This window comes from Acinetobacter sp. SM1B (assembly GCF_003289665.1).
Taxonomy (GTDB): domain Bacteria; phylum Pseudomonadota; class Gammaproteobacteria; order Pseudomonadales; family Moraxellaceae; genus Acinetobacter; species Acinetobacter schindleri.
Genome location: NZ_QMBM01000001.1, coordinates 1264284 through 1278243 on the forward strand (window position 1 = coordinate 1264284; position 13960 = coordinate 1278243).

Annotated in this window: 13 protein-coding genes; 7 read left to right on the forward strand and 6 right to left on the reverse strand. The window is 44.0% G+C overall.

Annotated features, from left to right (window positions below; translation table 11 throughout):
* Window positions 1–89 precede the first annotated feature (89 nt).
* The 3 genes from leuE to C8322_RS06030 all read right to left on the reverse strand — a co-directional run bounded on the left by leuE (window position 90) and on the right by C8322_RS06030 (window position 2769).
* Entirely contained in the window at window positions 90–740 is a 651-nt protein-coding gene (gene leuE, locus C8322_RS06020) for a leucine efflux protein LeuE (protein WP_004815654.1), read from the reverse strand.
* Between the two features lie 67 nt (window positions 741–807).
* Window positions 808–1791 (reverse strand): transaldolase, encoded by a 984-nt coding sequence (gene tal / locus C8322_RS06025; RefSeq protein WP_004815655.1) that lies wholly within the window; start codon window positions 1789–1791, stop codon window positions 808–810.
* An 81-nt stretch (window positions 1792–1872) separates the two neighbouring features.
* The gene (locus C8322_RS06030; protein ID WP_004815656.1) at window positions 1873–2769 is read right to left on the reverse strand and encodes a LysR family transcriptional regulator; all 897 of its coding nucleotides are present in this window, start codon (window positions 2767–2769) and stop codon (window positions 1873–1875) included.
* 98 nt (window positions 2770–2867) lie between these two features.
* On the opposite strand from C8322_RS06030, the gene aceI reads away from it, so the two are divergent.
* Window positions 2868–3299 carry a chlorhexidine efflux PACE transporter AceI gene (gene aceI, locus C8322_RS06035; RefSeq protein ID WP_004815658.1) on the forward strand — a complete coding sequence of 144 codons (432 nt, stop codon included), beginning with the start codon at window positions 2868–2870 and terminating at the stop codon, window positions 3297–3299.
* Between the two features lie 73 nt (window positions 3300–3372).
* Here aceI and C8322_RS06040 read toward each other — a convergent pair whose 3' ends face one another.
* The gene (locus tag C8322_RS06040) at window positions 3373–4887 is read right to left on the reverse strand and encodes an acetyl-CoA C-acetyltransferase (RefSeq protein ID WP_004815659.1); all 1515 of its coding nucleotides are present in this window, start codon (window positions 4885–4887) and stop codon (window positions 3373–3375) included.
* 240 nt (window positions 4888–5127) lie between these two features.
* On the opposite strand from C8322_RS06040, the gene C8322_RS06045 reads away from it, so the two are divergent.
* The 5 genes from C8322_RS06045 to dnaX all read left to right on the forward strand — a co-directional run bounded on the left by C8322_RS06045 (window position 5128) and on the right by dnaX (window position 11664).
* Complete coding sequence (locus C8322_RS06045) at window positions 5128–6519, forward strand: 3-oxoacyl-ACP reductase (protein WP_004815661.1); 1392 nt, start codon at window positions 5128–5130, stop codon at window positions 6517–6519.
* 191 nt (window positions 6520–6710) lie between these two features.
* Complete coding sequence (locus C8322_RS06050) at window positions 6711–7565, forward strand: MaoC family dehydratase (RefSeq protein ID WP_004815662.1); 855 nt, start codon at window positions 6711–6713, stop codon at window positions 7563–7565.
* A 93-nt stretch (window positions 7566–7658) separates the two neighbouring features.
* Window positions 7659–8909, forward strand: coding sequence for a serine hydrolase domain-containing protein (locus C8322_RS06055; protein ID WP_004815663.1), 1251 nt, complete (start codon window positions 7659–7661; stop codon window positions 8907–8909).
* A gap of 83 nt (window positions 8910–8992) precedes the next feature.
* Entirely contained in the window at window positions 8993–9442 is a 450-nt protein-coding gene (locus C8322_RS06060; protein WP_034425046.1) for a copper resistance protein NlpE N-terminal domain-containing protein, read from the forward strand.
* A 128-nt stretch (window positions 9443–9570) separates the two neighbouring features.
* Window positions 9571–11664, forward strand: coding sequence for a DNA polymerase III subunit gamma/tau (dnaX, locus tag C8322_RS06065; protein ID WP_111810451.1), 2094 nt, complete (start codon window positions 9571–9573; stop codon window positions 11662–11664).
* Window positions 11665–11667: 3 nt separating this feature from the next.
* On the opposite strand, the gene C8322_RS06070 is transcribed toward dnaX, so the two are convergent.
* Together C8322_RS06070 and C8322_RS06075 are read right to left on the reverse strand one after the other, a co-directional pair.
* Window positions 11668–12117 carry an acyl-CoA thioesterase gene (locus tag C8322_RS06070; RefSeq protein ID WP_004815666.1) on the reverse strand — a complete coding sequence of 150 codons (450 nt, stop codon included), beginning with the start codon at window positions 12115–12117 and terminating at the stop codon, window positions 11668–11670.
* Window positions 12118–12169: 52 nt separating this feature from the next.
* Window positions 12170–13330, reverse strand: coding sequence for an iron-containing alcohol dehydrogenase (locus tag C8322_RS06075; protein WP_004815667.1), 1161 nt, complete (start codon window positions 13328–13330; stop codon window positions 12170–12172).
* A 116-nt stretch (window positions 13331–13446) separates the two neighbouring features.
* Between C8322_RS06075 and C8322_RS06080 the strand changes: the two genes are divergently transcribed.
* On the forward strand, window positions 13447–13959 hold the full coding sequence (locus tag C8322_RS06080) for a low molecular weight protein-tyrosine-phosphatase (protein WP_004815669.1): 513 nt from the start codon (window positions 13447–13449) through the stop codon (window positions 13957–13959).
* Window position 13960 lies beyond the last annotated feature (1 nt).

The following is a 13960-nucleotide window of genomic DNA, read 5'->3' on the forward strand; positions in this document are numbered from 1 at the left end:
GCACTTATGATACGCGCTTCAGTAATGCTGTTAAAGACAAAAACAACCTAAATCACGTAGGGTTATAAGTTGTTGGGACATCATGCATTTCATAAAGTTGAAGTCGCAAGTTTTAGCCCAAAGCCACAAAACAGGATTGCCACACTGGCTACACAAAGTGAAGTCAGACGGTAACGATGCCCAAAAAATTGAGCCAGCGTAGCACCTGAAAAAATCAGAATACTGAGATAAGACATGCTGATGATCTGCAAAATAATTGCCAGAATCGTAAAAGTCAGTGCAGGGTATGAATAGGATGGATCAACAAACTGCACAAAAAAAGAAAGATAAAACAGAATCGCTTTGGGATTCAAAATGCTGATGGTCATCGCCGTACGGAAGGGATGTAATTGCTCCAGATTCTGCTCGGCTTGCTGGATCTGTGCATTGCTATGTACGGTATTCCAGGTGTGGTAAGCCGCAATCAACAATTTAATACCCAGATAGCTCAGATACACCGCACCAATAATTTTCAGAATAGTAAACAGGACCGGAAAAGCATGCAGTAAAGATGCTGCACCGAGTGCGGTCAGGAAAATTAGAATCATATCTCCAGCATAGACACCGAATGCGGCCCGATATCCGGTTTTAATCCCGTAGCGAGAAGCTACCGACATGACGTAGAGGGAATTCGGTCCGGGTAACATCACAATTAACGCTGTTCCAATGATAAAGGTCGTTAAATCAGTGATACCAAACACGCAAAATCCACATACAAAAAAGCCGATGCGGCATTATACCTGCATCGGCTTAGAGCTGAATTAAGATTTAAGCCTTAATTTCTGAATCTGTTGTAAAACTTTGGCTTAACAGGGTAGAGAGCTGTTCACGTGCTTTAATAAAGCCCTGAATACCCGCTTCCAGTAACTGGGAAGCCATTGGATCTTGCTCTAATTGCTGTTTAAAGTCTTCCTGGCTAATTGGAGTTAAAGTCCCTTGCTTTGGAACATGATCCGAAGACAACTGCGGCTCAACAACACGGTTATCCTGTTCAAGCTGATCGAGCAGGTTGGGTGCAATAGTTAACAGGTCGCATCCAGTCAGACCCAGCACCTGATCAATACTACGGAAGCTGGCACCCATCACTTCAGTCTGTATACCGTGTGATTTGTAGAAGTTATAAATACTTTTTACCGATAACACACCTGGATCTTTTTCAATCGGATACTGATCTACACCTTCAGCCTTTTTGTACCAGTCCAGAATACGGCCAACAAATGGCGAAATCAGGGTAACTTTGGCATCTGCACAGGCATGTGCCTGATGCTGACCAAAGAGCAGGGTCAGGTTGGTATGAATGCCTTCGGCTTCCAGCGCACGTGCGGCCTGAATACCTTCCCAGGTCGATGCGATTTTGATCAGGATACGATCTGAAGCAACGCCGTACTGTGCGTACAGTGCCAGTAATTCTTTGGCTTTGGCAATCGTCGCTTCAGTATCATAAGATAGGGAGGCGTCTACTTCAGTGGAAACACGGCCTTCAATCAGTTTAAGAATTTCCACACCAAATTTAACCGTAAGAATGTCAATAGTACGTTCAATCAGTTCATTACCCACATAACCTTCGGTTTTAGCCTGCGCATAGGCGTCTTCAATCAGAGCTTTGTTTTCAGCCTGATTGGCTGCAGTAGTAATCAGTGAAGGATTGGTGGTTGCATCGAGTGGACGGAATTTTTCAATCGCAGCTAAATCGCTGCTGTCCGCAACAATGGTGGTGAATTGTTTTAGTTGGTTTAACGCACTTTGTGTCATTTGGATCTAGTTCTTAGGTTATTGCTTATGCATTCTGTTATATCACAAAGTGCTTATTTCCCAAGTGTTCACCGACTATTTTCAGTAACTAATCTGTATTTTGCGTTGATTTCTGATGTGATTAATCAAAAAATGTGCAGCCTGACCGAGTTTTGTTTCACGACTCCAGACCAGATCGACAAAATAATCAAACTTTGGGGTGAAATCATACAGATCCAGAATATGCAGTTGTTCCTGAATATGTGGATGTTCATGCAGCATTTCCATCGGTAAAATCCCCCAGCCTAAACCCTGTTTAATTAATCGATAGGCGGAGTGATGGTTGTCGGTACGCCAATAGTTTCTGGAAAATAACAGTTCTGGCTTGATCTGATGATCACGGCTGGCAACTACAATCTGGCGACTATTCAGAATCTGCTCATAGCTGACCTGATCAAGCTGACTTAAAGCATGGGATTTCGCGGCAACGGCAACCAGCGTTTCTTTTTTCAGTTCTACAAACTGCTCCCGGGTCTCCAGTTGCTCTCGTTCAAACATTAATGCAAGTTGGGCAGCACCTTCAAATAGCAGTCGGTGAGCATCTTCTTGCGGGGCAGAAAATACATTGATTTGTAAATCCGGAAACTGCTGTTCCAGTAAGACTACATAATCGGTCCAGCGTGTATGTAGGAGCTCAGATACAATGACAATATTCAGTTCAGATTCTAGCCCTGAGCTTAATGCTTGAGCATGTTGCTTCCACTGATTCATTTCTACTAACAGTTGTTCAGTCTTTTCATACAGCACTTGAGCTGCTGTTGTAGGCTGTGGCTCACGGCCAATCCGTTTAAAAAGCTGTAAATCCAGATCAATTTCCATGTTGGCAATGGCCATACTCACAGCAGAGGGCACTTTGCCAAGCTTGCGTGCGGCTGCCGAGAAGGAGCCAGTCTCTATCACTGCTTTAAACAGCAGTAATTGTTCCTGATTAATATTCATATTTTAATCTGTCAATATTTTTGAAAGATTCTAACTCGAATAATCAAATAATAGGAAATAAACTAGGCACTATTATTAAGCTATTTGAGTAAGCAGAGATGTTAATTTCAAGCAGAAGGATAGTGCATGCGCTGAGCTATGAGATCATTCTGTTGGTCATCATTGCCATTGCCCTGAGTTATATCTTTCAGTTGCCAATGGAAGTGACCGGAACTTTAGGTGTTGCCATGGCAGTCACATCCGTAGTCTGGAATATGCTGTTTAACCATTATTTTGAAAAGATCGAGGCGAAACATCAGCTAAAAAGAACCATTAAGGTGCGTATTGCACATGCTATCGGTTTTGAAGGTGGCTTGATGCTGGCGACCATTCCGATGGTGGCATATGCCTTAGAGATGAGCTTGTGGCAGGCAATTTTGACAGATTTGAGTTTAACGCTATGTATTCTGGTCTATACCTTTATTTTCCAGTGGTGCTATGACCAGATTGAGATCAAAATGGGAATTCGCACTGAATATGCTAAAAGTTGATTTGTCTTAAAGCATTGCGTGACTAATAAAAAAGCACCTCACTTGAGGTGCTTTTTTAAATCAGGTGTAAAGATTATTTTTCAATAATCGCAGTCACACCTTGACCGCCAGCCGCACAGATCGACACCAGTACACGACCTGAACCTTTCTGGTTTAATAGTTTCGCAGCAGTCGCGATGATACGGCCACCTGTCGCAGCAAATGGGTGACCCGCTGCCAGTGAAGAGCCTTTTACATTCAATTTGGCACGGTCGATTGAGCCCAATGGTGCATCTAGACCTAAACGCTCTTTACAGAATTTCGGATCTTCCCACGCTTTTAAGGTTGAAAGTACTTGCGATGCAAATGCTTCGTGGATTTCATAGTAGTCGAAGTCTTGAAGTTTCAGACCAGCACGCTCCAGCATACGTGGAACGGCATAAGCAGGTGCCATCAACAGGCCTTCTTTCTTCTCTACAAAATCAACTGCCGCAGTTTCCTGGAAAGTTAAGTAAGCCAGTACTTCATGACCATTGGCTTTCGCCCATTCTTCAGACGCTAGCAGTACACAAGATGCGCCATCCGTCAGCGGAGTAGAGTTACCCGCAGTCATGGTACGTGCATCGCCCTTACCGAAAGCAGGTTTCAATTTTGCCAGTTTTTCAACTGAAGAATCTGGACGCAGGTTATTGTCACGCTCAAGACCTAGGAATGGTGTGATCAGGTCATCAAAGAAACCTTCTTCGTATGCTGCTGCCATTTTCTGGTGTGAAGATGCAGCCAGTTCATCCTGTGCTTCACGAGAAATGCCCCATTCCAGTGTTGTGATTGCCTGATGGTCGCCCATAGACAGGCCGGTACGTGGCTCACCATTTTTCGGTGCATCCATCAGGTCTTTCACATTAATTTTGGTTAAAGCTTTCAAACGATCTTTTGCTGTTCTAGCAATGTTCAGTTCAAGTAAAGCTTTACGTAAACCATCACCAAATGCGATTGGCGCGTCAGAGGTAGTATCTACACCACCAGCCACACCGACTTCGATTTGACCTAATGCAATTTTATTGGCAACCAGGAATGCAGCTTGCAGACCAGTACCACATGCCTGCTGAATGTCATAAGCCGGAGTTTCAGGTGCAAGGGCAGTGTTCAGTACGCACTCACGCGTCATATTAAAGTCACGGCTGTGTTTCAATACTGCACCAGCTACGACTTCACCCAGGCGTTGACCTTGTAAATTAAAACGTTCAATCAGGCCATTCAGGGCTGCGGTGAACATATCAGTATTGGATGCCGTAAAGTAAGCACCGTTAGAACGTGCAAATGGAATGCGGTTACCACCGATAATAGCAACGCGGCGAACTGTATTTTGGCTCATGTTTTGGTCCTGTTGAACAGAAATCTGTGTTTTTGGTGTTAAGGTTTTATTGCTTGAAGTCGTATTTTCCGCACGATTAGACGCAGCACGGGGGCGCGTGGTTTTCGTCGGACTTTTTTCTGCAGACGTTGCGCTCGTCGTTTTGCTTGTGCGCTTGCGTGCTGTTGATGGTTTTGACACGCTTTCGGCTACAGGATTCTCGACCGCTGGATTTTCTTGAGTTGTTTTGCTCATAAGGCTTTACCAGGCAAATTGATCATCTTCTTGGTCGTTACATTAACATAGAAGGCTATAGGCTGAATTGACTAGAATGACATTACAGAGTGCGCTTAGGTCAAGTCATCTGTTTATTATCTCAAGTATTATTGACCAGAATCTGATGGATCTATTGAATTATAAGTATCTGACATTATATTGAAGTTAAAGCATAACTTTAGATCGATCAAAAATTAATTTGTATGAGAGATAATAATCATGACTGACCAGTACCAAGCGTTCGCAAAATCTCCTATTGGTAAATTTGTCATTAAAAACCTAGGTCTTCCATCCCCAACCTTCCTTGAGCGCTATGACTCTGCAACTCCTGTAGTCAAAGGCGCCGTTTTAGTAGGTGCTGCACCTGGCAGTACTTTGACTGGTTCAATTGCACAAGTTTTGGCAAATATTCATGCCAATAGCTATGCGGGAAATAATGCTGAACTGCAACAGGCAGCTGCACAAGCGGGTCTGAACCTGGGTGCATTTAATCAGGGCGACAAAGAATCAAAATTTAAAGTAGCAATTTTTGATGCGTCTGGTATTCAGAATTCGGACGATTTAAAAGCGTTATATGATTTCTTTAATCCGATCGCGCGTCAAATCCAGGCATCTGGTCGTGTGGTGATTGTAGGAACCACTCCTGAATCAGCAACTTCAGTGAAGCAGGCAATTGCACAACGTGCGCTTGAAGGTTTTGTAAAATCAGTGGGTAAAGAATTCAAAAAAGGTATCGCAGCGAACCTGATCTATGTGGACAATGGGGCTGAAGCAAATCTCGAATCTGCACTCCGCTTTGCGATTTCTCCACGTTCTGCCTATGTGTCTGGTCAAGTGATTCGCGTATCTCAAGCAGCGACTCAAGATGTAGACTGGACTAAACCTTTGGCAGGCAAGACAGCTGTAGTCACAGGTGCTAGCCGTGGTATTGGTGAAGCGATTGCTCATGTACTGGCACGTGATGGTGCACATGTGATTTGTCTGGACGTTCCGCAGCAGCAAGCAGATCTTGACCGTGTAGCAGGTGAGATTGATGGTTCTACCTTGGCAATTGATATTACTGCAGCTGATGCTGGTGAAAAAATTAAAGCTGCGGCAGCTGCGCAGGGCGGTTTAGATATTATCGTGCATAATGCCGGTATTACCCGTGACAAGACTTTGGCAAACATGAAGCCTGAGCTTTGGGATCTGGTAATTAACATCAACCTGTCAGCGATTGAACGCGTTAATGATTACCTGTTGAATAATGATGGTCTGAACGCTAACGGCCGTATTATCTGTGTATCTTCAATCTCTGGTATTGCGGGTAATCTGGGGCAAACTAACTATGCAGCTTCTAAGGCAGGTGTAGTCGGTATTGTGAAATATACAGCTCCAACTTTAAGCAATGGTATTACCATTAACGCCGTTGCTCCTGGTTTTATTGAAACTCAAATGACTGCTGCAATTCCTTTCGCAATTCGTGAAGCTGGCCGCCGTATGAATTCAATGAGTCAAGGTGGTTTACCAGTCGATGTCGCTGAAACGATTGCAATGTTCGCTTCAACTGCATCTACAGGCTTGAATGGCAATGTGGTTCGTGTCTGTGGTCAGAGCCTGTTAGGGGCTTAATTCTTTCTGAAAAGTTCTTTTCTCTCTCTACGTTAACCCGTAGAGTAGATCAAGAATTCCCTCTCCTCGTAGGAAAGGTTAAATAAATTAAATAGAAGGTAGGATGAGATATTATCCTCATCCCAGCCTTCTCCCAGAGGGAGAAGGGGCTTTCAATCCAAATTGAAATAAAAATATTCCAAAGGTTCAGTATGCATACTCGCCATTTTAATCAACTTCCAAAGCCGTATCTTGCTTATCCAAAAATCATTCAGGGTCTCATTTCAAAAAAACCAAAGGGTGAAAAGGTCCTGCCGCAAGTTGAATACGTGGTAGATTCATTCAAGGTCGATCAAAAGCATTTAAAAGCTTACAACGCCGTCTGTGGTTTTAAGAATAATGGTTATATCCCGGCGATCTATCTGGCAGTACTTTCACAAAGCCTGCAAATGCATATGATGACCTCGGAAGCTTTCCCATTTCCAATTCTAGGATTGGTGCATATCCGCAATCAGGTCAAGCAATACCGTAAAGTGGGTGTGAATGAACAGCTGACTTTATCTTGCACGTTCGGTGAGTTGCAGCCACATGACAAAGGCGTACAGTTTGATTTCATTACTACAGTGAAAGTCGGTAATGATGTCGTGGTTGAAGCATTAACCACTTATTTGTCCCGTCAAAAAACTGATGCAAAAGCATCTGCAAAAACCACAGAAAGCAAAATACCGAATTATAAAGTGAATGCTGAATGGGACATTTCTGAAAATACTGGTCGTCGCTATGCCATGTCTTCAGGTGACTTTAACCTGATTCACATTCATGCACTAACAGCTAAAGCCTTCGGTTTTAAACAGGCGATTGCCCATGGTATGTGGAGTAAGGCGAGAGCTTTAGCCAGCCTGACCCTGCCAGATGCCTATGAAGCGGACGTGTGGTTTAAGCTACCGATGTACTTGCCATCTAAAGTGCAGTTCACGACTGCGAAATCAGACAATGATACTGAATTCCTGATCCGTAATGCGAAAAGCCAGAAACCGCATGTTTCAGGTAGCATCAAAGCTTTATAATGATCTAAAAAGCCTAAACTTGATTTAGGCTTTTTTTATTTCAGCCTGTACAAATATTAGATCTCATTTGAAACATGTATCAAGGAAGGACGCATGAAACCGATTAAACAATATCTATCTGCCAGTACCGAAAACTATCAAGGTTATGTTGATCCTCGCTTTCAGGATCTGGCCGTGCAGTTCAGTCGTTTTCAGGATGCACGTGCCGAACAGGGTGGTGCTGCACTGGTGGTTTATCATCAGGGTGACAAAGTCCTGGATATTTATACTGGCAAAAAATCTGAACAAGAACTGTGGCAACCGGATACGCTGTCAGTGTGTTATTCCACAGGCAAAGGTGTCTTAGCGACCTTGGCACATATCCTGGTCAGTCATGGGCTGATCAGCTATGACACACCTGTAGCAGAATACTGGCCAGAGTTTGCCCAGCAAGACAAAGACCAGATCACGCTGGCACATATGCTCAGTCATCAAAGTGGTTTGTATGATATTCGCAATATCATCGAGGATGCCCGGGAAATGGTAGATTGGCCGCATATACTGCAACGCGTTGCCGCAGCCAGACCACGTTTTGCTTTAGGAACGGATGCAGCTTATCAGCCGCTCACTTTTGGCTGGCAAGTCGGTGGTGCATTGGAAAAAGCGACTGGCAAAACCCTTGCTGAGTTGATGGAGCAATATCTGGTGCAACCATTACAGCTAGATGGTGCTTACTTTGGTGTGCCTGAGCATGAATTGCTACGTGTTGCTCGTCCGATTCACCGGAAAAAAGAACAGACTCGGTCACGCGCAGATCAAACTCATCAACCAAGGAAGCCTAATCTGATGGAACGCGCCTTAGAGCTGAGTGGTCAAAATCCGCAGGATTTTCAGGATGCCATGATTCCTAAAGGTATGAAACATCTTAACTTCTTTAGTGATGAAGGGCTTAAAGCCATTATTCCTGCCGCAACCGGGGTATTTACTGCTCATAGTCTGGCAAAAGTCTATGCCATGCTGGCACAACAAGGCCAATGGCAGGGACAAGACCTTATTTCCCAACAGACTTTTACACGTTTAAGTATGGTGCACTATACCCATCGTGACCGGATTATGCCGTTTCCGATGCATTGGCGTCTGGGCTATCACCGCATCCTTACCTTAGGAAAATCAACGAAAGGTTTTGGTCATGTCGGTTTTAATGGCTCTGGAGCCTGGTGTGATCCGGAACGTAAACTGAGTTTTGCTTATACCCATAATTTTCCTACTGCTTCCATTACTGGAGATTACCGTCTGTGGGGCTTAACTCAGGAAGCCTTACGTTGCGCTGATCAGATCCAGACCGGACGTAAGGGCTGGTTTTAAGATTCCCGACAAATTAATGCAATTTACCTCACGGTATTCACTATGGTATGTTGCCGCATAATCAACATGCTGAATCTAGAATCATGAAGAAAGTTGTTTTGATTCCACTCGTGGCAACGGCGGCACTATGGGGTTGTCAGGATACCAAACAGGATAAAGCCCAAACCGCAATTGAAGCTCAGGCGATGCAAACGGCCTGGGCGGGTGAATATCAGGGCACAACACCGTGTATGGGATGTTTATCCAGCTGTGAAGATTGTCCGGGAATGGCTGTAAAACTTCGACTAAATGAAGATGAAACCTTTGTGCTGGAACGTGAGAGTCTGAGCGGTCATAATGAGATTGAAACGATTAGCGGTAAAATCCGTTTTCAGGATGACAGTCGACAGAAGATTGAATTGCTCAACGTCGCTAAACGAAATTTACTGTTTGTTGATCTGGAAAAGGGTTTACTCGAAATTCGTGAAGATCAAACAGGCAAACGCTATCAGATGCAAAGTGATTTTATTTTAGCTGAAAGCCTAAATTCTTGATAAAAGTTTTTGTTTTATATCCCTTTTTTTATCTGAATAAAAAAGGGATTTTTATTTATTCAATTCCTGCATTTATTTCACTATTTATCAAAAAAACAGTATGCTTAGACCTGTGAAAAGGAGCATACATGTATCAGGTACTTGCACGAAAATATCGTCCTCGTAATTTCAATGAATTGGTGGGTCAAAACCATGTTTCTCGTGCCTTAACCAGTGCGCTCGAACGTGGCCGTCTGCATCATGCCTATTTGTTTACGGGCACGCGCGGTGTGGGTAAAACGACGATTGCACGTATTCTTGCAAAATGCCTGAACTGTGAAACAGGGGTGACTTCAACGCCGTGTGAGGTCTGTCCAACCTGTACTGCCGTGAATGAAGGCCGTTTTATTGACCTGATCGAGATCGATGCAGCTTCCCGTACAAAAGTTGAAGATACACGTGAACTGTTAGATAACGTTCCCTATGCACCCACTCAAGGGCGCTTCAAGGTCTATCTGATCGATGAAGTACACATGCTCTCCACCCATTCTTTCAATGCCTTGTTAAAGACGCTGGAAGAACCTCCTGAACATGTGAAGTTCCTGTTTGCAACCACAGATCCGCAAAAACTCCCGATTACGGTTATTTCGCGTTGTTTACAGTTTACTTTACGTCCATTAGCAGTCGATGAAATTACTGATCACCTAGGGCATATTTTACAAAAAGAAAGTATTCAGGCTGACCAAGATGCAATCTGGCAAATTGCTGAATCTGCACAAGGTTCATTGCGTGATGCACTGTCGCTGACCGATCAGGCCATTGCTTATGGTCAGGGTGCGATTCAGCATCAGGACGTGAAAGAGATGCTGGGCCTGATTGACCGCACCATTATCTATGACCTGATTTTGGCGGTTCACCAGAATCAGAAGGCCCGTGTCAGTGAACTTTTACTCCAGTTCCGGCAGCAGGCACTAGATGTATCTCTAGTATTAGATCAGCTGATTTCGACCTTGCATGAACTGGCACTTTTACAATATTTGCCAGATTTAAGTCTGAAATATAGTGCTGAAATTAACCAGAAAATCATGCAGCTCTCAGGACTGATTTCGGCACAAGATCTGCAGCTGTATTATCAAATTGCCTGTAAGGGTCGTGCTGATCTGCAAATGGCAGTAACGCAGGAGCAGGGCTTTGAAATGACGGTGCTGCGCTTGCTGGCTTTTCGTCCATTACAGCCAAATGAGATTCCAGCCAATACTGTACCAGTACAGCAAGTGACACCTGTATCTGCACAGCCAAGTATTGTACCCCAACAGGAAAGTGCTCCAGTTGCATCACCGGTGGTCGAAGATTTTCCATTAGATGATGGTTATGAGGATGAGCCAGAATATAGCTCAGCCACTGCGCAGTCTGAATCATCTTCTGATGATTTTCTCGATGTGGAAGATGAACCAGATTTACATACTGCGCCTGTCGAAGCACAGGCAGCAGAACGTACGACAGTTAAGCAACCAAGTCCGGATCAGATTATGTTTGATCCAAGTGTGGAAGATGGATTGTTTGGTTTTGATGATGTGCCGGCAGAGTCATCTATAGCAAGCACAGAAGCCAGTAGTGATGATTTCCTGTTAGAAGAATATCTTCCTGAAAATCGTACTGCTGCGCCTGTAGAACAGAATGAGCCTGAATTCAGTTTGTCTGCAGCAACACCTGAAACAGAAACTTTTGAAAATATTGAAGTTAATTCTCAAGAACAACCTATAGCTCCGACAGAAGTTGTACATATCCAGACAACAAATACAGATATTTCAACAGATCGTAATCTAATGCCACAGGATATCCTGCAAATTCCGGTACAGGACATGCAGGGTGAATGGACTGTAGAAAAATGGGAATTCTGGTTCCGCAATAGCCAGCTTTCACCGGCCGTACAGGAGCTGGCACAGTACGGCATTATGACCGGGCAGATTGATGGAGAATCAGTTTTTCATATTCCGGAGCGTTACCAGCAATTACTCGGTCAGTTGCAACATACCTTAGAAGAAGCTTTAAAACAGCAATGGACAGGTACGCAATTCAAGGTGAAGTTTGAAGATGTCAATGAACTGACACCTTATATCATGCAGCGTGAACGTAAAGTGCGTGCATTTAAACGCGCTGAGGAGTTGCTACATGCAGAGCCTGCTGTGAAAGATCTGGTACAAAACTTCGATGCAGAATTGAAGAATATTCAGCTGAAATAAGTTCTAGATTTCACAGCTACTGTGCATAAATGGACATAGGGCATCTCGCATTTTATTTGAAATCGGGGTACTTTTTCGTGTATGACGATCGACAAAAACATGTACAAAACTGCCTTGGGCAGCAGCCTGGTCGTTGCCTTGCTTAAAAATAGCCAGGTCATAAGTCAGGGAAGAGCCTCCTAGCTTGGCGATATTGACACCAACTTCAATCACTTCAGGATAAGACAGTTCCTGATTGAACTGACAGCAGGAATTCACCACCAAACCGATATTCGGAGACGTTCGTGGGTCAAAACCGGCATGCTGGATCAGCAGGGCATTGGCTGCGGTATCAAAATAGCTGTAATAGGTGACATTATTGACATGACCATATAAATCATTGTCCGCCCAGCGGGTCTGGATGCTGAGGAAAAAAGTATATTGCTCACGGGTTTTGACAGGTGCTTTGCTCATGAATCATTTCTTATAAAAATTGAGTTTAATTTAAGCTTTTAATTGGTAAACATTAGGCATAAATCGCCTGATAGATCTGTAAAGCATCCTCTACAGTCATATCACGCGGGTTGTTTTGCAACAGTCGAGTCTGTTTCATGGCATCTTTAGCCAATATCATCAATATATGCTCAGGAATATCCAGCTGAGCAAGTTTTAAAGGTAAACCACTGCGTTGCAGATGATTATTAAAATGATCAATGAACAGATCAGTTAAGCCATCATGACAGCCTTTACTGTGGGGATCGAGCCAGGTCATTAATTCGGCATATTTCTGTTTGGCAGCAGGGGCATTAAACTTCAGTACTTCTGTCAGCACAATCGCATTGCTATGCCCATGGGACAGATGAAAATGCCCGCCAAGTGGATAAGCCAGTGCATGTACCGCACCGACAGGTGCATTGGCAAAAGCCTGACCAGCCAGCATGGAACCGACCAGCATATTCTGGCGTGCTTCCAGGTCATCTCCATCATCCAGAACACGAGTCAGGTTGTTGTTCAAAAGCTTTAATGCCTGTTTGGCCAGCATATCCGAATAGGGATTTTTCTTGATTTTCGATGTATACGCTTCTATGGCATGCACCATCGCATCAATGCCGGTCGCTGCCGTAATATGTTTAGGTAAACCACGGGTAAAGCTGGCATCCAGAATTGCAATATCAGCAAACAGCAAAGGCGAAACAATTCCGGTTTTAGTGGTTTCACCTGTGGTCACAATTGAAATGGGGGTGACTTCCGAACCGGTTCCTGCCGTAGTCGGAATCAGGATCAGTGGTAGACGTGGGCCTTCAATTTGATCGATACCATAGAGTTCATTCAGGCATTGGGTTTGCTGTGGATGGCTCAAGACCGCAATAATCTTGGCCACATCCAGTGAACTGCCACCACCAAAACCAATCACCACATCGATCTGTTCCTGACGGGCGAAAGAAATGGCATCCGCTATGATATGTTCTGGCGGATCTGCCTGCACATCGGCATAGATAGCATAATCCAGACCTGCTTCATTGATAATGTATAAAACTTCCTCATGTAGATTCTGCGTAATCATGCCTTGATCGGTCACCAGTAGCACGCGGACATATTTGCCTTTCTGTAGAATTTGGTGCAGCTCACGAATCGTGCCAAGTCCGGCAATGATGTTGGGAACAGTCTGAAATTGAAATCTTTGCATGGCTGCTTCCTTAATTTTTATCCAAATTCATATTATTGTGGCGTTGTGATATAGGATTCACTATACAAATAACTTAACATAAGAATCCTGAAAATAAAGTAGTGCTGAGGTTGTTTATGTCATCCAGAACGCCATTTAAGGTGTTATGTGTTTGTCTGGGAAATATTTGTCGTTCTCCCACGGCAGAGGTGGTCCTCAGACATTATTGCGATGTACATAATCTCAATATCATGATTGATTCGGCGGGAACCAGTAATTATCACCCGGGTAAAGCGCCTGATCTGCGCAGTCAGGAACATGCCCTAAAGCGGGGTTATGATCTGTCTGCATTGCGTGCCCGTCAGCTGACTCTACAGGATTTCCTTGGTTTTGATCTGATGCTCGCGATGGATGAAGACAATCTTAGGGATATTCTTGCACTTCAGAAACGTGCTCAACAACAACTTGGCCAATTACGTGCTGAAGTCGCCCTGATGAGTGAATATGATTCTGACTATCCAAAACAGGCAGTACCCGATCCTTATTATGGCGGTGCTGAGGGTTTTGAACGTGTACTCAATCAGTGTGAATCCAGCAGTCTTGCGTGGATCGATGTCTTTAAAATGCAACAAAAAGAGCTTAAGGTTTAAG